This is a genomic window from Gracilibacillus sp. YIM 98692 (assembly GCF_010993965.1).
Lineage (GTDB): Bacteria > Bacillota > Bacilli > Bacillales > Amphibacillaceae > Gracilibacillus.
In genome coordinates this window covers 114901-135399 of sequence record NZ_WIXM01000004.1, presented here as the reverse complement: position 1 = coordinate 135399, position 20499 = coordinate 114901, and the positions used below count along the sequence as shown (strand labels likewise).

At 34.7% G+C, this 20499-nt stretch carries 29 protein-coding genes; 6 read left to right on the top strand and 23 right to left on the bottom strand.

Going from position 1 to position 20499, the window contains the following annotated elements; genetic code table 11:
• Position 1 precedes the first annotated feature (1 nt).
• From GHD00_RS06455 to GHD00_RS06430, 6 genes are all read right to left on the bottom strand, one after another.
• Positions 2–199, bottom strand: coding sequence for a hypothetical protein (locus GHD00_RS06455; RefSeq protein ID WP_163537332.1), 198 nt, complete (start codon positions 197–199; stop codon positions 2–4).
• Between the two features lie 103 nt (positions 200–302).
• Positions 303–518: a hypothetical protein gene (locus tag GHD00_RS06450; protein ID WP_163537331.1), complete on the bottom strand. Its 216-nt coding sequence runs from the start codon at positions 516–518 to the stop codon at positions 303–305.
• 56 nt (positions 519–574) lie between these two features.
• Complete coding sequence (locus GHD00_RS06445; protein WP_240468620.1) at positions 575–1648, bottom strand: DUF6094 domain-containing protein; 1074 nt, start codon at positions 1646–1648, stop codon at positions 575–577.
• Between the two features lie 85 nt (positions 1649–1733).
• The gene (gene ssb / locus GHD00_RS06440) at positions 1734–2201 is read right to left on the bottom strand and encodes a single-stranded DNA-binding protein (protein ID WP_163537330.1); all 468 of its coding nucleotides are present in this window, start codon (positions 2199–2201) and stop codon (positions 1734–1736) included.
• A 37-nt stretch (positions 2202–2238) separates the two neighbouring features.
• Positions 2239–2595 (bottom strand): DUF6018 family natural product bioysynthesis protein, encoded by a 357-nt coding sequence (locus GHD00_RS06435; RefSeq protein WP_163537329.1) that lies wholly within the window; start codon positions 2593–2595, stop codon positions 2239–2241.
• Positions 2596–2826: 231 nt separating this feature from the next.
• Positions 2827–3003 carry a hypothetical protein gene (locus tag GHD00_RS06430; protein ID WP_163537328.1) on the bottom strand — a complete coding sequence of 59 codons (177 nt, stop codon included), beginning with the start codon at positions 3001–3003 and terminating at the stop codon, positions 2827–2829.
• A gap of 377 nt (positions 3004–3380) precedes the next feature.
• Between GHD00_RS06430 and GHD00_RS06425 the strand changes: the two genes are divergently transcribed.
• Positions 3381–3530, top strand: a complete 150-nt coding sequence (locus tag GHD00_RS06425; protein ID WP_163537327.1) for a hypothetical protein — start codon at positions 3381–3383, stop codon at positions 3528–3530.
• 55 nt (positions 3531–3585) lie between these two features.
• Here the strand turns inward: GHD00_RS06425 and GHD00_RS06420 are convergent, their stop codons facing one another.
• The 5 genes from GHD00_RS06420 to GHD00_RS06400 all read right to left on the bottom strand — a co-directional run bounded on the left by GHD00_RS06420 (position 3586) and on the right by GHD00_RS06400 (position 6397).
• A complete protein-coding gene (locus GHD00_RS06420) occupies positions 3586–3756 on the bottom strand; it encodes a hypothetical protein (protein ID WP_163537326.1) in 171 nt (56 codons plus the stop codon).
• Entirely contained in the window at positions 3746–4933 is a 1188-nt protein-coding gene (locus GHD00_RS06415; protein WP_163537325.1) for a hypothetical protein, read from the bottom strand. The genes GHD00_RS06420 and GHD00_RS06415 overlap by 11 nt, the downstream gene beginning before the upstream one ends.
• A gap of 104 nt (positions 4934–5037) precedes the next feature.
• On the bottom strand, positions 5038–5841 hold the full coding sequence (locus tag GHD00_RS06410; protein ID WP_163537324.1) for a hypothetical protein: 804 nt from the start codon (positions 5839–5841) through the stop codon (positions 5038–5040).
• A 24-nt stretch (positions 5842–5865) separates the two neighbouring features.
• Complete coding sequence (locus GHD00_RS06405; protein WP_163537323.1) at positions 5866–6012, bottom strand: hypothetical protein; 147 nt, start codon at positions 6010–6012, stop codon at positions 5866–5868.
• On the bottom strand, positions 6002–6397 hold the full coding sequence (locus GHD00_RS06400; protein ID WP_205600713.1) for a hypothetical protein: 396 nt from the start codon (positions 6395–6397) through the stop codon (positions 6002–6004). The genes GHD00_RS06405 and GHD00_RS06400 overlap by 11 nt, the downstream gene beginning before the upstream one ends.
• Positions 6398–6501: 104 nt before the next feature.
• Here GHD00_RS06400 and istA point away from each other — a divergent pair, with 104 nt between their 5' ends.
• Positions 6502–8046, top strand: a complete 1545-nt coding sequence (istA, locus tag GHD00_RS06395; RefSeq protein ID WP_240468619.1) for an IS21 family transposase — start codon at positions 6502–6504, stop codon at positions 8044–8046.
• On the top strand, positions 8043–8816 hold the full coding sequence (gene istB / locus GHD00_RS06390) for an IS21-like element helper ATPase IstB (protein WP_163537321.1): 774 nt from the start codon (positions 8043–8045) through the stop codon (positions 8814–8816). Before istA ends, istB begins: the two co-directional genes overlap by 4 nt.
• A gap of 106 nt (positions 8817–8922) precedes the next feature.
• On the opposite strand, the gene GHD00_RS06385 is transcribed toward istB, so the two are convergent.
• The 7 genes from GHD00_RS06385 to GHD00_RS06355 form a co-directional block, all read right to left on the bottom strand.
• Positions 8923–9468, bottom strand: coding sequence for a hypothetical protein (locus tag GHD00_RS06385; RefSeq protein ID WP_163537320.1), 546 nt, complete (start codon positions 9466–9468; stop codon positions 8923–8925).
• Between the two features lie 234 nt (positions 9469–9702).
• The gene (locus GHD00_RS06380) at positions 9703–10071 is read right to left on the bottom strand and encodes a hypothetical protein (protein ID WP_163537319.1); all 369 of its coding nucleotides are present in this window, start codon (positions 10069–10071) and stop codon (positions 9703–9705) included.
• 202 nt (positions 10072–10273) lie between these two features.
• Positions 10274–10486 (bottom strand): helix-turn-helix domain-containing protein, encoded by a 213-nt coding sequence (locus GHD00_RS06375; RefSeq protein ID WP_163537318.1) that lies wholly within the window; start codon positions 10484–10486, stop codon positions 10274–10276.
• A gap of 578 nt (positions 10487–11064) precedes the next feature.
• Entirely contained in the window at positions 11065–12948 is a 1884-nt protein-coding gene (locus GHD00_RS06370; RefSeq protein ID WP_163537317.1) for a DUF4365 domain-containing protein, read from the bottom strand.
• Positions 12949–13564: 616 nt separating this feature from the next.
• A complete protein-coding gene (locus tag GHD00_RS06365; protein ID WP_163537316.1) occupies positions 13565–14407 on the bottom strand; it encodes a tyrosine-type recombinase/integrase in 843 nt (280 codons plus the stop codon).
• A 276-nt stretch (positions 14408–14683) separates the two neighbouring features.
• Positions 14684–14857: a hypothetical protein gene (locus GHD00_RS21415; RefSeq protein WP_481810376.1), complete on the bottom strand. Its 174-nt coding sequence runs from the start codon at positions 14855–14857 to the stop codon at positions 14684–14686.
• A 4-nt stretch (positions 14858–14861) separates the two neighbouring features.
• Positions 14862–15320 carry a hypothetical protein gene (locus tag GHD00_RS06355; RefSeq protein WP_205600712.1) on the bottom strand — a complete coding sequence of 153 codons (459 nt, stop codon included), beginning with the start codon at positions 15318–15320 and terminating at the stop codon, positions 14862–14864.
• A gap of 223 nt (positions 15321–15543) precedes the next feature.
• Between GHD00_RS06355 and GHD00_RS06350 the strand changes: the two genes are divergently transcribed.
• The 3 genes from GHD00_RS06350 to GHD00_RS06340 all read left to right on the top strand — a co-directional run bounded on the left by GHD00_RS06350 (position 15544) and on the right by GHD00_RS06340 (position 16819).
• Positions 15544–15693, top strand: a complete 150-nt coding sequence (locus GHD00_RS06350; protein WP_163537313.1) for a hypothetical protein — start codon at positions 15544–15546, stop codon at positions 15691–15693.
• Between the two features lie 165 nt (positions 15694–15858).
• Complete coding sequence (locus GHD00_RS06345) at positions 15859–16422, top strand: hypothetical protein (RefSeq protein ID WP_163537312.1); 564 nt, start codon at positions 15859–15861, stop codon at positions 16420–16422.
• Positions 16423–16435: 13 nt separating this feature from the next.
• Positions 16436–16819 (top strand): hypothetical protein, encoded by a 384-nt coding sequence (locus tag GHD00_RS06340; protein ID WP_163537311.1) that lies wholly within the window; start codon positions 16436–16438, stop codon positions 16817–16819.
• 850 nt (positions 16820–17669) lie between these two features.
• Here GHD00_RS06340 and GHD00_RS06335 read toward each other — a convergent pair.
• The 5 genes from GHD00_RS06335 to GHD00_RS06315 form a co-directional block, all read right to left on the bottom strand.
• Positions 17670–17984, bottom strand: coding sequence for a transposase family protein (locus tag GHD00_RS06335; RefSeq protein ID WP_240468618.1), 315 nt, complete (start codon positions 17982–17984; stop codon positions 17670–17672).
• 228 nt (positions 17985–18212) lie between these two features.
• The gene (locus GHD00_RS06330) at positions 18213–18731 is read right to left on the bottom strand and encodes a DUF2269 domain-containing protein (protein ID WP_163537310.1); all 519 of its coding nucleotides are present in this window, start codon (positions 18729–18731) and stop codon (positions 18213–18215) included.
• Entirely contained in the window at positions 18731–18979 is a 249-nt protein-coding gene (locus GHD00_RS06325) for a hypothetical protein (RefSeq protein ID WP_163537210.1), read from the bottom strand. Before GHD00_RS06325 ends, GHD00_RS06330 begins: the two co-directional genes overlap by 1 nt.
• A gap of 148 nt (positions 18980–19127) precedes the next feature.
• Positions 19128–20057, bottom strand: a complete 930-nt coding sequence (locus GHD00_RS06320) for a hypothetical protein (protein WP_163537309.1) — start codon at positions 20055–20057, stop codon at positions 19128–19130.
• A 32-nt stretch (positions 20058–20089) separates the two neighbouring features.
• Positions 20090–20359 (bottom strand): hypothetical protein, encoded by a 270-nt coding sequence (locus GHD00_RS06315; RefSeq protein ID WP_163537308.1) that lies wholly within the window; start codon positions 20357–20359, stop codon positions 20090–20092.
• Positions 20360–20499 lie beyond the last annotated feature (140 nt).

The following is a 20499-nucleotide window of genomic DNA, read 5'->3' as shown; positions in this document are numbered from 1 at the left end:
ATTATGCCTCTCCTTTGTCATTTATTTTTTGGTATCGTTCCACCATTAGATGATCATCTAAAACAGTGTTAAAGGCGATTTCTAATGCCTTTTCACGTGTATGCCCTCTACGCATTAAATCTTTCACTACGAAGCGGATGTAGGCATCCTCTTCCATAAATTTTTCCATGCTTTTCAGATAATATACTATTTCTTTCATGTATCGTTCCTCCCTTAATGTTATCTCTTGTTTATGCCATGATCATTTCTTCTCTATAGACAAAATAAAAAAGAAAGCAATCTACTCACTTTCTTTCTCCCTCTTATGCTATATAAGAATACTTCATATCCACGACCAGTATTCTGCCTGCTTTTAAACCCAAGGTGAACAGCATTTTTTTACCTTTGATGACCTGATCAATGCTATAAATATATCCGTATTCCTTACTACAATTGATATATTTACCTTTCTTTTTTAATTGAGCAATCACCTGATCCTTTTTTAAATTGAATATCTCTTCTAATGTTTGTTTGGACATATTATTCTCTCCCTCTCAAATTTTGTGTCAGTTCCCAATTTTGTTATTGCTGAAATTTATACTAATTTCCGAACAACGCCTTCTGGTGTAATAATTTTCACGGAAACACTTCTTTGGGTTCTTTCTTTTGTCACTTCTGTAACATTCCCATTCTCCTGAACGTTCTTATCTATTTCTACCACCTTATCCACTAACTCTAGCCCTTGTACAAGATGATAGTGATCTCCTTGTCCCATTTCACCATTAATGGCACCGCTCGCTAATAATAAAGCCATTTGTCCTTGATTTATTGGCAAAGCTGGGTTACCACCAATGGATAATTGTTTCGGTTTAGAACGCTCTTTAAATGCAGCAAAGCCCTTAGATTCTCGAATGCCTTTATAGAAGTTAGATTTCTCTTCTAACTTGGAATAAAATGTCTTAACCTCCGTAGCACCACTTGGTACGTGCCACACTTTATGTCCAATGATTTGTTCAATAGGACTTACATATTTATCAATAAAAGCTTCCTCTTCCATATTTTCTAAAAACTGATGTAGCTTTTTATTGACTTTCTTGACCGTGCCGCTTTTTTTTCTACCAATGAATATGCATTGTTTAAAATCCTCATAATCCTCGGAAGAAAAGCGCAGGATACCTGCATCATAAAAGTTGGTTGATAAATAACGGCGAATTTTTTTATCAGCGAATCGGTACGAAGGGATGATATAGACCATCACACCATTTTCCTTTAAATACTTAAAATTACGTGTGAGTTCTAACCATTCCTTACGATCCGATATATCATCTTCCAATCCTTTCTGTGTATGGTCATAAGGTGGATTAAGGAATAGAAAACTAAATACGTTATGACTCACGACCATACTTTCAATGGGACCGTTCACCACGTGATCTAAAACGCTATCCGCTTTTTCAGCTCTTCCTTTATCCAATTCCACTCCATATGTTGTAATCGACGTTTCCTCGTTGCGGTAATAAGAGGCTAATTGGTGTAAAATCGCTCCCTCTCCACAAGTTGGATCAAAAAAACTACAATCACCATTTACATCTATTAATTGTTTTAAGTATTCTCCTTGCTTCTCTGGCGTTTTGAAAAATCCTGCTTTAAGCTTGTTGCCTATATGAGACATGGTTAATCCTCCTTTTTATTTCATAAAAAAAGAGCATTACGATATATCGCAATGCCCTTACCACAAGATGTGATGAATATTCCATTTAAAAAGGCAATCCATCATCACCTATATCTATTGGCTCTCCAATTTGTTCCCATGATTGGGAATGTGAAGATTGATTCTGTCCACTCGGTTGATTTGGAGAAGCGGCTGAACGACCACTTGAATAATTCTGATTCTTACTTCCATTATTTCTGGGTTCAAGAAATTGGATAGAATCAGCTACAACCTCTGTTACAAATACTTTTTTTCCGTCATCTCCGTCAAATGAACGTGATTGCAACCGTCCATCTACACCTACAATGTTTCCTTTTTCCATGTAATTTGCAAGACTTTCCGCCTGTCCTCTCCAGGTCACACAATTAATAAAGTCTGCATCTCGCTGTCCTTGTTGGTTAGAAAAAGGTCTATTACATGAAATAGTGAAGTTCGCTACGGATACTCCATTCAGTGTATAACGTAAGTCCGGGTCTTTTGTTAAACGCCCCACCAATACTACTCTGTTTAACATTTCCATTCCTCCCAATTATAAATGGTATTTTATATGATTAATCCTCTAGATCAAAGAAATAGTCTAAGATCTTTTTTCCTTTTTCTTTTAGAGATGATTTTTCTACTGCTGCAGCAAATGTTTCGGTACCCATATGAAACAACTCATCACCTCTAAAACGCCACATCACATTTTGATTCGTCGCTTTTTCAAGGGACTTGATAAACGTAAAAACTTCTACCTGGATATCCTTCTTACTGGTAGAACGAGGGCGATAATAACGACGAGTACCGTTTCGTAAAATAACCTCCACTCCTATACTTTTGCGAAGCGACTTTTTCTTTACCACATGGAGACTTGGACGACAATCCTCCACAACATCTGTTTTACCAAATAATGTCGTAATGTTACTCACTATCCTCTTCCTTTCCAAAATTTTGTGTACAAAACGCAAAAAAAAGCGATCTCTGGAAAGGAAATTCACTCTTCAATAAGAGTGAATAAATCCCGATCCAAAGATCGCTTACGTTTTGTGAAATCCCGCTAACCTTCAAAAGGTTGCCTAAAAAGTTAAAATAAAAAGTTACACTATTATTGTACTATGGCCCAGTATAAAATACAACAAAAAAAGATCATACTCGTATATCTACCAAGCATGATCTTTTTTATTCTGATATCTTTCCTTTGCCTCTTCTATAATATTTATAATCTGTTGATGGTAACGGTCTCCACCTTTTTTGGTCCAGGTATTATTCATTGATTCTCGTATTTCCGAAATGGCTTCTTTTTCACTGTTGATTAGAATATCCAGCACCTTGACCATGCCGTTTCCTCCTATTCTATAACATTCCCCCTTTCCAAAATGCACCCATCTTCCCTTTATGTTTTTAAAAGAAGAAACCTTTTTAAAAACAAAAAAAAAGACGATCTTCGGAAAGATTTTTTAAACCTAAGTAATAATCATACAAGGCGATCTTTAGATCGGTTTTTTTCCTAACGTAGTTTCCCGCTAACCTAAAAGGTTGCCTACAAAATAAAAAGAAAATCGATACCTTTTCAATGAAATTCCTAATCAATAAGTATAGAAAGACTAAAATAAAATAGAGCGGGAATATTAAAAAGAACATTTATTATCCATAAAAATAACATAATAGTGAATATGACTTTCAGGCGTAAAATACAAAGGAGAGGTTATTATTTATGGGAAAAATCTTACCTTTTTCTACAAAGCCTATCCCTCTTAAATTAGGGGGAAGAAAAGAAAGGTTACAGAGACGAGAAGAAAACATTCGTAAAGAATATGAAGACATAAAAAAAGAAGTAAGAGATATCCTTTTTAAAAGATACTAACATAAAAAAGGACACCCTTGATTTTCATTTGGATGTCCTTACATTTATATAGTTCTTAAATTAAACTTTTATTGCGAGTCCGATGATTATTGTTTCCTCGATTCCATATCGACTCTACTTCTCGACGTAACGCCTGTCTTTCTTTTTCGATCTTTCTTGTGTTTTCATCATTGATTTCTTTTTGTGATTTAAACTCTAATACTTTGAATGTATTTTTATTGGTCATTTCGTAGAGCCTCCTTTTTACTGGTAAATTGAAACTCTCCTTGTGATAACAAACAAAGAGCATGGATTAAACGATAAACTTCCCTTGAATCCATTATATCATCTTTTTCCAGTAAATGCATGGCCTTCTTATCATCTGAATCGAAATGAAAATTATATACCCAAGTACCACCACTATCAATGCCCATTTTCATTTTATAAGAAATGACCGTATGGTTAAGATAAGGTGTGTTAACAACCGGATTATCTAGATTTTTCTTTACCACTTCAATAGCTCCCCAATTTCTTTTTGAATTTAGTGATAATACGGTTGGGGTAGAACCTGTTGTACCTACATCCTCTATTTTCACTAATTTTTTATTTTCAAGCTGAAAAATGGTAAAACCGCTTAATATATTCAGATCTTTTGTAGAAAACACACCATTCCGCATACGATATAGAATAATGTTGATATCCTTTATCAAACTAATAATGAATTCAAGACCTTCTATCAAGTCTTGTCTTCTATTAAGTAAACTGTCTATAAAGTTCTCATACTTCTCTGTGGCTTTATGGTGATCCTTATCTTTTCTTTTTAATCGATCTTTTAATACAGACACTTTTGTTTGTAGTTGTTTCTTCTCCCTTTCTAGATGCCGATCCAACTTATCTTCAATCATTCCATATATCTGTAGAGCATCGCTATTGTGGGATGCCATTTCGCCAACATAATCATATAAACCTTTGAAGAAAAAATCTCTTTTGTCATCTAAGAATGCAGATCTAAAAAGGTTATATTCTTGTCTTCTGAACTTACGATATGCACCTGCATGAAAATGACCACTTTTAAATGTAAGCATTTGACTATAATAGATCGGTAACATAAAAAAGTATCCTAACAAAAAACCTAACCCCAACAACATCCACGGGTTTATATTTTGAAAGTAAGCAAGTACTACACCTGATGTTCCCGTAATCATAGGGAAAACTGCTTGTACTAGGGAAAGATTAAAAAACTTTTCAATTCCTTTTCTTCTTTTATTAACTTTACCAATTTCGAGTAAAGGACTGCATAATAAATACACAAGCCAATTAGAATACTTTTCATCACGATAACTATCTTTTATCTCCTCTATGACATCATCAAATATTCTACTCAAGCCTAATAGTCTACTATGATAATTTTTATTCTCTTTCATAATATGTGTTCTCCTCCCATTTCAGTCTATTGTATTCCTAAGGTAAAAACAATAAAAGATGGCCAATAATTCTTTGGCCATCTTTGACTCTTTAGGCTTTTTTTTTAAGTTTCCCCAGCTCTGTCATTCAAGTGATCAAACATTCGTGCTTCAGCTTCTAATGTCATGATGACAAAGTCTAGGCGATGATCCATTAAAGTTTTAAATTGATTCAGCTCAGCCTTTGTTAACAATCCTTTCTCCATTACTTTTTGAATCCTCTTGTTGTTTGGTTTACCATATTCTATTAGAACTTCTTCTCCCAACTCATGTAAAATAGCATGATTATCAAAGGTTGGATCATGTGCTCTTAATTTAAGCGATCCATATTGATGTGTGACCTTTTCTTTTTTTCTTAATTCCGCGCATTTCATTAATTTCTCTTTAAAGATTTCATAAGAATGCAACACGCGCTCTAATTCCTCATTAGTTTGAGAATATTTAAGCAACAAATCTTTCGCAGCAACATCTTCAAAAGTATCTGTTTTTTTCTTATTAATTAAGGCCCTTCCCTTTTTATTAAAATACGGTGCAACGAAATAGGATGTCTCGTGTTGGAAGTCTTCTAATTCCTCTGCCCAATAAGGATTGTTTTTCACTTTCTTACTGTCAATCTCCACAATATAAGGTAACAATCCTTTTTGATATAAATACTCATTTAACGCTTGTGTATGTGTATGATAAATCCCTTTATTAATAAACTTTGCCACCATGCCTTGCTTATCAAAAGCAATGCGTTTCGCTTCACTATCCTTCAGACAATTTTTCATTTGAGTATGAACGGCCTCTTTTTGTTTCTCCAAGAATTTCTTACGTGGATACTGACCATCCTCCATATATTGTTCGAATAACTCTGCTGCAGTTTTCATTATTTCCATTCCTCTCATATATTTTTATACTTTTTTCTCTTGCATGACATACTTTATTAATACTTTCTTCGCCAATGTTGGAGACATACGATTTATTAACTGAAATGCTTTATATTCATTCTCAGCCGTTTTAACCTTACGATATGCCTTCGATACTTTCTTATCCAACATAAGCGGTCACCTTTTGATTAGAGGTTTTATTATGATCACAGTATCTCGAAACATGATAAGGCTGGTCACCAAATAACACCTTAGCTAGGACGTGAGCATGTTCTTCATGTACAGCAGGAATGACATATTCATCATCCAACCATTGAACCTGGTATAACTCTTTAAAAGGTGTCTTTTCTCCTCGATATACTTCATGTTCCTGCAATACCGCTTTTACCACACCTGTTTTTATCTCTACATTTTTTTCATGGTTAGCAGCTATGACAACATGACCAGTTAATCCAAGCAATAGCGTTTGAACATATACAGATCCCTCAGCTATACAATGGCCATTGAAATACAAACCACCTGTAACTGCTAAACTAGACTCAACAGTTTTCCACAATTAAAAGTAAACAGTTTTCTACAAATAAGACTAAACAGTTTACTTATTTAAATCCACTTTCGATATACTTGAATCATCGTGTATCGAAAGGGAGGATACGAGGAGTGGAAAAGTGGATGGTTTATCAAGAAATACATCGGTTAAAAAGAAAAGGTTTTTCAAACATCAAAATTGCAAGGAAATTGAAGATTTCAAGAAATAGAGTCATTGAATATTTGAATATGACACCAGAAGATTTTAACAAGTTTATTCACTCGTTACAGAACCGAACAAAAAAGCTTGACCCTTACCAGGATCATATACTGAGCTGGTTAAAGGAACATCCAGACATGACAAGTGCTCAAATACATGACTGGCTCCAAGAAAGGTTAATGATTAAATCAGTAGCTGAGAACACAGTAAGAAACTATGTAAATGACTTAAGAGATAAATACCAAATTCCTAAAGAAACCACGGGGCGAATCTATGGTACTGTAAACGAGCTTCCCATGGGAAAACAAATGCAAGTAGATTTTGGAGAGATATACATATTTACGAAATCAGGCCAAAAAAAGAAATTATATTTAGCTGGATTTGTCTTATCTCATTCAAGATACAAATATGTAGAGTGGATAGATAGACCTCTACGTACAGATGACCTGATAAGAATGCAGGAAAATGCCTTTCGGTATTTTGGGGGGATGACTGAAGAAATTGTTTATGATCAAGACCGGCTATTAGCAGTCAGTGAAAATTCTGGAGACTTAATATTGACAGAATCGTTTACGAAATATCATGAAACCAGAGGTTTCAAAATTTATTTATGCAGGAAAAGTGATCCTGAGTCAAAAGGGAAAATAGAACAGGTTGTAAAGTATGTTAAAAATAATTTTGCAATACATCGTATTTTTGAAACTTTAGAGTCATGGCAGAATTCATGTATGAACTGGCTCAAAAGAACGGGAAACTATAAAATCCATCATAATACAAAGAAAAGACCTTTCGAGGTGCACGCCCTGGAAAAGCAGCACCTTCAAAAGATCAATACAAACTACATTTTTGAAAATGTATCCTCTTTAAATATAACAAGAAAGATTCATAAAGACAATGTAATTCGCTTTGAAGGGAATCGTTATAGTGTTCCGCTTGGAACATTTCAAAATGGTAAAGAAAATATCGCTTATGTATCTGTAACCGATGAATTTTTGAGTATTTTTCTTCATCCAAATAGTAAGCCAATTGCAAAGCACAAATTATCAAAAGACAAAGGATCGGTTATAACGGATCCTGACCATCGAAAACGAACCCAAACAAGAAAAGACGCACTAGCTCAAGAGATAGTGAATCTATTAGCTAACTCAGAAGATTCAGAGTGGCTCATTAAGATTCTACTTGAGCATTATCCTCGGCATGTTATTGATCAATACAAGGTTGTAATAAAAACCATCGACAAGTATCCAGGGTATGTAAATGATGCCGTTAAGGAAATGAAGAGACTTGGTTTAACAAGTGCTAATGATTTAAGAGATATTGCAATCTCATTGGAGATACGAAGGAACAAACAACTACCACAGAAAGAAGTGATTAATGAGAAGTATAAAGACATAACAGCACCTGAACGTAATCAAGATATCTACCTCAAAGTACTTCAAGGAGGTAGTGTGAAATGACCGAATTCTACAAAGTACTCCAAGATAAGTGCAAAACGTTAAGATTAGCAGAAACCGCTAAAGAACTACCAAGTATGCTTAGAGAGGCAGAGTCGAAAGGGTGGACATACCATGAGTTTATTGATCATGTACTAGGATATGAATTGACTTGTCGTGAACAGAAGAACTGCGCTAAGTTGATGAAATGGGCAGAGTTTCCGCAGCAATTAACACTAGATCAATTTCACTTAGAAGAACAATCAGCGATTGGAGAAAAGCAATTAAATGTGTTAAAAGAACTATCCTGGGTAGAAGAAAACTTCACATTAATTATGATGGGCCCACCTGGGGTGGGCAAAACTCACCTATCTACTGGATTAGGCATACATGCAGTTGAACAAGGCTATCAAGTATCTTTTGTATCAATGGAACGTTTACTTTATGTATTAAAAACAAAAGAATATATTAGTAAATCAAGAACAAGACATAAACGAATTACTACTTCCGATTTAATCATAATTGATGATGTCATGTATATGGCTTACGAAACACAGGATGCCCAGCTATTCTTTCAGTTTATTTATGAGATGTATGATAAAACCGCGTTTATCTTGACTTCCAACAAAGGACCAAGTGAATGGGGAAAGTTTCTTGGAGATACAACATTAACAACGGCGATCTTAGATCGCCTCCTCCATAGAAGTGAAATCATCACATTTGATGAGAATCAAGACAGTATAAGAATGAAATATAGACAAGTACTATTTCCAGATTCAGGTGTTGAGTCTTAATTGGGGAAAACTGTTGGACATTATTTGTGGAAAATTGTTTAATTCTACTTGACGGTTACACCACCTATTTGAACCTCATATTTACCTTGATTCGTAAAAAACTGTGTCACACTGCATCCTCCTCTTCTAAAAAAGAAAAGAGATCGTATTTCAATGGCGAAATGTTTTCTCGCATTGAATCGATCTCTTGTAAACTCTTTAACGTGTCTAGTTTTTTTCCTTTCGGAGCATGTAGATGTAAGCAAATTCCCTCCGGAACAATTGACACCATTGTTTTTTTATAACGGAACAATCCTCTCGCATCGACCATATGACAATGCACATGATTTTGTAAATGATGGATCCAATCCTCTTGTGTCTTATCATCATCTTTGATCGTACATAAAATACCTGTTACCTCTGGATCGGTCCAACCAAAGGACGTATCTAATAAATAAGTTGCCCCTTCGATGGAACCATTACAATAACATCTATAGCCGTTTAAAGAAGACCGAGGTTGATGTTGAAAAGGGACAACATGAAAATATGTACAATCCATATCTAATGTAAAGGAATCCCCTTTTTTACGAAAGCGTAACCCTTTTAATCCCCTTTCGATGAGACTCTCCTTGTGATTGACAAACACAGTAAATTGAAATTCGTGTTTGTACATCTTACCACCCTTTCGTTTGTTGATTTTGCACTCTTTTACCTCTCTTTGTGCAGCACCTTTTTCCAAAAACAAAAAAAGCCTTTGGACAAGGTTTTTCATACACAAATGGTGCATAAAACCAAGCCCAAAGGCTTTATTATTTGTTATTCACCCGCTAACCATAAAAGGTTGCTAACTAAAATAAAAGTAAAAGAATACACGTTTAGTATAGCAAACCCTACAGTCAAACTTCAATCAATTTAGTAAAATCATATATTCGGTTGGAATATCAAATAAGTTATGAGAATACTCTTCTACTAATTTTTTATAAATTGCTTTCGGCATTACATATATTTCCTCATATTCTTCTAATCTTTTTACTCTTTCTTGTACTTCTACCGTTAACGTACCTATTGGATGTTCCCGGATATCAGAAGCGCCCATATCTAAAGTTCGATCAACCACATCATCTAAAACTTCTATCGTCTCGACCGATAGAGAGGCCGTCTCAACAATAGTATGTTCATTTTTTAGGAAGAAAGATTTCCGATAAATATAACTGCTATTTTTCATTTCATCATTTGTTGATGGATTCATGTGCATTACATCCTCTAACACCGGCATACTAAAAAACCCCTTATACTAAATCATTTCTTATATTATATCGAATAAAACGGTATTTATTATATTAATAGTATATGTATTTATTTATTTTCAAATTGTAGAATTCCGCAATAAAAAACAAAAAAATAAAAAAATAAAAAATCCGTTTATATTATATCATAGAACAACGAATCTAAATGATGCAACCTTCCATTTCCATAATTTACTGCGATTTAAAAAGTTCAGCTATAGGAATATCTAAAGCTTTTGCGATCAGCTCTATATTTTCTATTGAAATGTTCCGTTTTCCTCTTTCCACTTCGCTTATGTATGTCCGATGTAAATTGGTTTCAAAAGCTAATTGTTCCTGGGACAAATTTCGTTCCAACCGATTTTTCCTCATATTATTTCCAAAGATTTGTTTAATTGATGGCATTGCTTCTTTATTCTCCATAAAAGTAAGCGTATTATTACACCTTATTATTGTCTACAGTCTATAAGTGACATAACAAAAAGGCAGGGGATACCCACAGTATCCCGCTTCCCTTCTTAGTTTATACGGTGTAAATCAGCAGCATCATATACATTAACAATGATTTTTACATCAACAAGGTGATTTTTTATAACTCCAGTTGAATACTCCACCACAAACTCTAAGGTTACAGTAGACACTTCTTTCAGATCTGTTCCACTTTTTGACGAGAAGGATCCATATATTCTCCATCAAAGAGATGTAGATACTTCACTGTACTTTAAAATATAACAATAAATTCGTTTAAAAATCTAAGTTTTCTTCCACAATCGCGCCTCGATTGCTGAACAGTATCTTTGTACTGCGCAATAATTCGAATCGAATGCTTTTTATACTCCTGTTAACATATTCTCAAGTATCATAAACATTTAATTGTTCATATAGCAATTCCAGCCATCATAGACCTTCGAACTGTCATATCCTCCTAGAAATTTAAAAATAAAAAAACAATAGTCCTGTCTAGTAATTTTTAAATTCTAACTTTATTTTTCAAAGGAGTCAATTTCAACTTCTTTAATCGGACCTATTAGTACTTCCTCTCCTTTTTCTAAATTCTCTAATAAAATTGCAGCTTCTCCTCCAATTTTATAAAAGAAAGCAAAAAAATTAAATCCAGACTTATACTTACCATCCTCTTTTTCTTCAAGAGAGGTCATACCGCTTATACAATATTTACCTCCAAAGTCTATTTCTTGATAAACATTTTTCTCCTTTTCCTTTATTTTCACTTTAATATCATTTTCTTCACTAATTAGCAGATGGTGATTTTCTTTTAATTTGATACTTTTTTTTATTTGGGTAATTACTTCCTTATAACTTCTATCTTTTTCAAATTTTTTCCCTACAATAGGAAGACAGCCTTCAATCTTACCATGTGATATTACACCAATTTGAATGAAATCATTAGTCTTATATTCAAGATATCGTTCATAACCATTTAAATTAGAAATTTTCACCTTACCATCAGCAATTTTTTCCATAGCAAAACTTACAGTATTATCCCATCCTAAATCAAATATTAATGCATTTTTCCCTTTAGAAAATAACTTATTTTCATGATTTTTCAATAAATCTCGTAAATGAATATAACCTTCATTATTTTTTCCTAGCGCAAATAAACTTAGAGAAATATTTAATAAAGCTGGATAATGACTAGAGTCAATACTCAAACACTTTTCATATTCTTTTATTGCTTCATTATACAATCCTAAAAACTTATTAATATCTCCTTTAGCAGCATATGCGAAATGTGAATTAGGATCCAGTTCAATTGCTTTATTTATGTACTTTATTGATTTATCAACTTTATATTGATCTAAATAACAAATACTTAAATTTAAATAAGCTGGTGAATATGACGGATCAATCTCAATACATTTTTCATAACTCTCAATAGCAAGCTTCACCTTTTCATTTAATAAATAAATGTAACCTAAGTTATGGTACGATATTATTGAAGGTCGTATCTCGATAGCCTTTAAGATAAGTTTAATTGCTTCATCATACTCTTTTTTAAATCCTTTACAGGTCCCCTTCATAATATAAGCTTCTTCAATTTCTTCATGTTCTAATAAAGTATCACAGTATTCAATACATTCATCATATTTTCCTAAAATTTCTGTCAGAGCGGCACATTTCAAATTTATTTGTTTATTTGATTTCAAAAAAGTTAATATATTTTTATACTCTTGTAGTGCTTCATTGTATTGTTCTTGTTCAAATAACTTCTCTGCTGTTTGGTATTTATCCTCAAAACTCTTTAGAATACTAGACTCATCTTCCTCAAAATCACTAAAAATGGAAGAATGTCTAGCATATATTAGTTTTAATTGTGATATCGGTTGAAAGGCAATGTTAGATTTTAGTGATTCTCTTAATTTTTCGTCTGCTTCTCGCATAGTATTATAAATTGTATCGAATGAAGCTGAATCTAACTCTTTATTAAAGTGAAAATTAATCTTTTTTTTAGGTGTTGTTGCTAAATCATAACCATCTCTATGAAATCGTTCATAAATATTTGCTACCCATTCCCAAAGAAACTTTCCTTCATCTTTTAAATATAAAAAATAAAGCGAACTTGGTGTGTTTATTAGGTAATTTATTGTTTTTACTTCTACCGGAAAACTAACACTCCCATTTTTTAAACGTTTGGTTACTCTTTTGCTTTTTATTTGAACATGAGATCTATAATTAGTCACCATACCACTCTCTTTTATTATTTCTAAAATCGAGTCTGTTCCATAATCACCTCCTGATTCTTCTCGATATATAAATTTATTCATTGGAATTAGATTTTCGAACTTTATACGGCTCTCAAATTCTTGTTCATGACTAATATGTCTTAATGGTAAGTTTTCTTTAGACATAAATTCAACTCCTATAAAATAAATGGTTAGAAACAAATAAACGTAACGACCATTAAGTCATCCACTTATTGACCTGATTGTTTATATACCTAGCACTTATAAATAAAACTTCTTTATTCTAAAGCACATTCTTTTTAAGCAAAATTACTTATTGTAAACTATAACGTCTACTCAGCAGTTAAAAATCACTATTTTCTAATTCCACATTACTTCACAAAATCAAAATTCTACATAACATAATTTTACCAGAAAATAGATAAATTTCGTTCTTATTTTCCATAAATATGAAAACAATTCCTCTCACACACTCAAAATGTATTTATAGGGTTGTCGAATTGGAGAGATTGTTTCAGTAAATAAGAAGTTTCTTAATTGGGATATTGGTTAGCGATTATAAAAGGGAAAGGAGATAAGGAAAGTGTATTTTAATATCAGATGTGATATTTGGTTAAATCGTTACATTCAAGAACAAACAGACCGAGCCATATTTGTGACGGAGTGAATTTTCTAAAACAGAAGTTGCTTATTGCGCAGTAAGAGTCTACTACGTAACACAATAATTACTTTACAGTCTGGTCCAAACACAAAAAAAGAGCACAACTGTATTGTTTTCCTCTTAAAAATATTGACTATAAAACGTATGTCTTAGTTTCCCACTCAATTGAGCATAAACTTTAGTCGTTTCGCTTTTTTCATGTCCTAACAAACTTTGAATTACTTCTATAGGAGCACCATTATTCATTAAATGTGTTGCATAACTGTGCCTAAGTTGGTGAGGATGAATATTTTTGTTTATGCCAGCACGTTTTGAAATTCTCTTTATGATGTATCTCATTAAATCAACACTCATCCGATGTTGAGGTCTTCTCTCCGTTACGAACAAGGAAGGATCGTCATCATGCCTCTCATCCAAATACCTCTTCAGCCAAATATCACATCTGACATTATAATAAACGTCCCTCTCTTTATCTCCTTTACCACTAACAATAACAGACTGAGATTGAAGATTAATGTCTTTTCGATTAAGCTTTGTAATTTCACCAATTCTATAGCCCGTTGAATACATAAACTCGAATAGAGCTTTTTCCATTGAATTTTGACAAGCTTCCCGTAATAGTTCAATCTCTTGTTCAGAAAGATACTTAGGGATTCTTTTTCCCAATTTGGGTTCTTTAATTTTTGCTGCTGGATTTTTTAATAAGTACCCTTCTTCATAAGCCCAGTTAAATAAAGATTTTAGAAATCTTATCTTATGGCCCAAACTGGATGGTTTTAGATTTGCCCCCTCCTTAACAAAAAATCCCTTCAATAACTCTGTAGAAAATTCATTTAAGTCTATGTCCCCAAAATACCGAATCAATACACAAAACTGATAATGATAGTTTCTCATAGTGAGGGCTGAATACCCTTCAATTTTCTTATCAGACACATATCTATCCCAAACCTGTGATACTAGCAATCTCTTCAACTCCTATAAATCGGATTTAAAACTAGGATCAGTATGTTCACTGTTTATTAATTTTATTCAACAATCGGGAATTTTACAGATTATACAACCTTACATACATAATAAAAAGACACTAACCTTTTCATGGTTAGCGCCATATTGTTGAAACCCATTTGATACGTCTAAAGGAAATGAGAAACAATAAACATAAGCATAAATAAAGGTTGTCTTTACAAGTCAGATTATTACAACTATATGGTTTCATCGCAAATAAAGTCCCTGCATATATTACTTCACTATTTTTATCTTATCAGCTATACGTGTATATCTGATACAGTTTTCGTTTTCAGGGGATAAACCAGAACTTTTGAAAACTCCCACAAACCTATATCTATTATAACCGAGATTGTCTTTATATTTTGCAAATACCGCTCTTTCACGATCAGAGTTCATTTCCTCCATATATTTACTTTTTTTCTTTAACTATTTTTCCATCTTGGTGTGATTCATCGATGTATGTCCAGTCTTCTGCCAAGAAATTAATCCAACCACCAGCCATAGATTTGAGATCCCCGTCTGCATTAATGGATAGTTTAGGGCACCATGCCCACCCATTATCTTTTGCCTTAAAAACAGCATGTTGAAAACCTTTAACGTTCCTACCAAATATAATATTGGCAATATCTTTTATGTACTTAAACGAGACATCATCATAAATTGATAGATATTTTTGTTGTCTCACTTTGTCTAATTCTTCTTCATATGATAGCCATTTTAAAGGGGTTTTTGAAGCCTTATTTTTGATAATTGATACAACTTCATTGATTCTAACAGTAATCTCTTCTATTGTTTTAGTAGCACCAACTCTAAGACATAAAAAGTCTTCAATAGATTCCTCATTAACAGCAGAAATAATATCATCCATACGAAGTTTATCTGTCTCGTGATTGTCTTGATGGTATGCCTCATCCACTTCTATTTCTATTTGGGGTCTTGGCTGAAAAAAGCGGAAAATGTACGATAATACAATATTTGGAAGTTAAAAGCCGATTTTCATTACTCTAAGGTTATGAAATATCCGGCTTATTATTTCATATTAAGTACGTAACTCTCTTAATCGCTTCTTTGGGACATAGGAGTAATCCCCAATGGTGATAGAGGATTATCATCAGGTAAATGCTTATAAATCACACTATAATAGTAAAAAATTTGCCCTCTCAAGTATACCCTCTTCTGTAGAAGAGGATCGTCAATGGCGATCTTTTTCTATAAAGTTCAAAATTACAATTGGAAATTAATGTAAAAATATATTATGATTAAAGTTATTGTACTAACTTATCAGATAAACTTATAACTTTTAATAACTCCTTTTAAATAAAAGTTAATCCATAAAATGGTATTATTTTGGAAAAACATTCATAAGATGATAACTAATCTAAAAAAGTTGGGAGGATTGATCGAAGATGAGTAGTATATATAAAACACTTTTATTAACAATTATGATTACTTTAATTGCTGTACCCGTTTTAAATGCTGGAACTACAACTACAACTGCAACTTATAACAGTTCTCAAGGAGAATGGTATTTTGTAAATATTAGTAATAACATGTTTTGGGCGCAAGAAGAAACTACTAGGTATGCAGATTATAATGATGAATTACACTCTCAAGTATGGATGGGAAATTATATGGATAGTACTTATAACTATGCTTGGCGCACTACCTTTGATACAGACTACGTAGGTTATCCTAATCTAAGGGTTTCACAGGATTACGAGGTACCATCAACAGATATTGTTAAGCATTCATCCGATTCTACAAAAGTCACTTATATTCTAAAGTATTCATTAGGTGGAGGAGATGTTGGGTATGGGGTGCTTGATTGGCCATGGTGGGGAGACACATTTGATTGGCAACACTTTGGTAGTTATTCCAATTACCACGGGATGTTTAGTCAAATTGTAGACGGTGATTTTCCGACTGACCCTATTGAGTATTTAGATGGTCCTTTAACAATCGGCTATTAAGGAGGTTATAGTTATGACAAAATTAAAAGCTTTTTCAATTATATTAGTTTTTATAAGTGGTATCGTTATTGTTGGCAGTGCGGTAGGTGCTGCGAATTTTAGTGATCATAGTAAAGATAAAGAATGGATATTAAATAATCAAGATAAAATAAAAACTGATCCTAAATTATCTAAAAAAGCTAAGGTTAGGATAATTGGCCCAGAAGGAAATGTGCTTATTGAAACTACACAGGGAGAATTAAATGAAAGAAAAGCAGAGATAGAAAGGAGAATTGGTATCTATTTAGGGAGTAACGAAAATAGAAAGGCATACCAAGAAGGAAAATTTGCAGATAAACCGGATGGTTCCTGGGGTAAGCCGGACAAAAGCTTTTTGGATAGTGATTCTATAGATTAAAAACTTTAGACGAATCAAAAGCTATGGATTATATTCATGGCTTTTGGTTTTTATTTATTATGTAAAGGAGTGGAAATCATTAGTCGGACTTATATTTATTTAATAATCAGAATCATGGTTATTTTGTTCATAGTTTTATTTATTGATAATGCATATGAACAATACACACGAGAAATGAAAAGTTTTAGATTGGAAGAAGCATTTTTCTCTAATCTAAAAGTTAGTATAATGGGAATTTTTCTTGGAATATTACTGGTCAATAAAGATTTTTATGTGTGGAAAAAATTGAAAATAAATTTATTATCTTTCTCTTTTTCCATTATCCTAATTCTATTTAGCATTTTTCCAGTTAATCTTCTTTCCATTTTATTAGGTTTGGATATCTCTATCTTTTTTGCACCATTGCACTTTCTTCATACCCATATTATTTTACAAATCATAGCTGGAGTCATTTTCACACGATCTTTTAATTAATAGGGATAAGTTTGCTCTTTGAGATAGATTCATATTTTCTGAAAAACCATTGCCTTCCTCAACATAACCATCAATAGAGTGAATACCTATTTTAGGTTGTTCTTGGAGTCAAATGTAAACGTGGATTCCTTGTTATCTGGTTAGGTAATCGTTAATCCACTAAAAGAATAACCATATGAAATAGTTTTTCCACTAGGATCTATGATTTCACTTAATTTATTATTCGAATCATAGTTTAAAATAATACCTTGAATGGTTTAAGATTAAGGCTATTCTTATAGTACCTTCGAATCTAATAGTAATTCTCTGTCTTTTTTCTAAAAATATGACAATATGACAGTAGCTGTTAATAGAAAAGTAGGGTGCCTTTGGTACCCTACTTTTTAATCAATCGTCTAGTGATTGAACGACTTTCATCCATATCAGGTAAGTGTTCAAAGAATGTTACATTACATTCACGACACTTATAACGCTGCCGTTTCACATATATGCCTACCCGTTTAGCATGCATGGGCAAATCAAAGAATAGCTGCTTCTTCTTACCATGCTTATATAAGTTCGGAACCGTACCGCATTTTGGGCAGTATGAGGGAGATGGAGATGTCGTCTCCACTAGGAATCTGTAATCATCCTCACTCTCAGTCATATCTATAATATTTAAGCTAGGAAGATTTAGTATATTGATTGTCATTATCCTGTCCTTTCAATTATTGGATTGGTATTGGATACCAACTTATCTGAATGGTATGATCCTAAATAAAGTCAATAATTTGTAGCCGCATTTCTATGTTAAATGCGGCTGTTTCTAGTAAGTAGGTTGTTTAATCCAAAAAACTTTGTGAATGAAGAAAACTTTTGACCTGTTAAGCATAAATTTTTGTCTGCTGTACTAGTAATACCGAGTATGGTGTTGTTGCATCTATGGCTGCGATCCCTTACGCTGATCCTGCTGCTTACGCCACCCGTACCGGGTCACGCCCCGCGGCTTGTACACCGACAGTGTCACGATAATCAGCAACACTAGCAAGCCTACCCCAGGGTGGAAAAGTTCACTCGGCAACCTACTGAGACCGGCGGAATCCGTCTCTGCTGCTATGTCAGCTAATGAGCTCACTAATGGCATGTGCAGCAGCAAGACGATGGTGGAAAAGACCGTTAGTAACAATTTGATAAGAACCCAATAATGTCGGAATAAACCCCACGGTGTGCCCAAAGACATTACAATCCCGGTAAGTAAAGAGGTGAGAGCCAACGGGACGATAACATACCAGCCGATTAACTCCATCGCGATCCAAGCGGAACGTACCGTCTGAGCGTCTTGACTAGCTTGAACAGCAATGGCAAGAGCCACGTATGCAATGACCGAACCAATCCACCCCACTGAGAAAGCAATATGCGCGGTCAGTGCGAACTTGCGTAGTGCGGGTCTCATAATCATCAGTAGCCACCTCTGGGCGGTTTCTGTTCTCCAACCACCTCTTGCTTAATCTGTCCGGCAGAAGCACCCCCAGGCATATGGCTCCCAGGACCCATTTTTCCACCACTGAAGAGATGCATAATAACGAACAGTAGGACAAAGACAATTGCGATGATCCCAGAAACCTTCAACCAGCGTGGCATGCCTGGTGGCTGATTCTCGGTCGACTTTTCGCCATTATCGTTACTGGAGTTTCGGAACTTATTCATTGTGTTTCCTCCCTTTTTTACAATCAAAGTGTACAAATCAAGTATAGCAGTGTATATTAGCATTTCGATAATTCTAAATCCTATTTTCAATTCCTATTCGGGAGCCGGAGAGAAACAGTCTCCGTGCGTTCACTACTCACATTACCTTTTATCGTTTTCGTCGACGGAACCAAACGGTCTTTATAAATGCCGCCGTCTGTAGAAGAAGCACTGTCCAGAAGCTGATCCAGAGTGTGTTGATTGTGAACACAAATCCCTCGATGTAGTACGCGAAGAGCCATGTGTGTAGTAGTACCAAGAACCACATCGTGGTTGATCTTTTCTGGATCCATGACCAACCGCTTTTGAGCAAGCGCTGACTAGCATCGTTAGAAGTGATCGCCAAGACAATGGCATAGACGAGAGCGACCAGCCCGACGACGTTTGCAATGTTGATAGCTCCCCCTCCGATTAGCGTGTCCGCTTCGCCTCGCCCAGGATAGAAGAAGCTTCGCCAACCTGACCAGCCGTAGGCTCCTTCCCAGAATATACCTATGTGTATGGCAGCCGCGATGGTCGCCCAAATGCCCATCTCCCTACGCCATACCAATGCTTGGGTGGCTGACTGCCAAAGTCGGGCGAGGGGGCCGATTGCGAGCGTCACCGCGTACAGGACAACAGAAGCGTTGGCAAATGACCGATTCCAGCTGTGGATGTTGAATCCGAAGCCGCCGAAGGCATTAAGATACAGAACTACGAGGAACCACATGGCCGTGGCGGATACCACATGCCGGAGCAGGAAGAGCCGATTGCGGCGCAGACCTGCCCAAATAGCAAGTAGCATAAGGTAGCCACTAGTCAAGACGAGTAAGGAGGCTCCTGTGAGGAAAAAGGACTGCTCACCACCGTGGCCCTGCTCACTACCTTCAAAAAACAACTTAAAAAGCAACGATCCAACAAACAGAAGGACCATGGCGATTCCGATGTTCCTGATCCTAAAGACCTTCTCCAATCGGGGTGTTCCGGAGAAACCTCTGGTATTGGGGGATATGTCCTCTGTCGCTCGTCGTAAAAATAATTTACTTATCAATTTTCTCATAGAGATATCCTCCTCTTTGTTTTCATGGTCTCTTAGTGCCCCTCACCACCGTGGTCCCTCTCACCACTGCGAGTGCCATGCTCACCATTACCATGACCCTGCTCTTCTTCACTGACGATTCCATGCCCACCACCTCCGTGATTGCCGTCGTTTTGACCATCACCGCCGAAGAGTAGCATAAAGAGGAGAGAGCCAACAAATAGCAAAACAACACATATTCCGAAGAACTTAAAGACTTTCTCCCATCGTGATTTTCCGAGAGAGTTGCTAGTATTACTGTTCGAGTGTTGTAATTTATTCATCCTAATATTAAGCTCCTTTCTTTGTTTGTTTCTCTTTCACGCTTTTCATTTTATACGTGAAACCTTAAATGAATCTGAAATAAAATTAACAAGCTTCATTTAAGGTTCATTAAAGATTTGCGTGCTATAATTGGCATAAA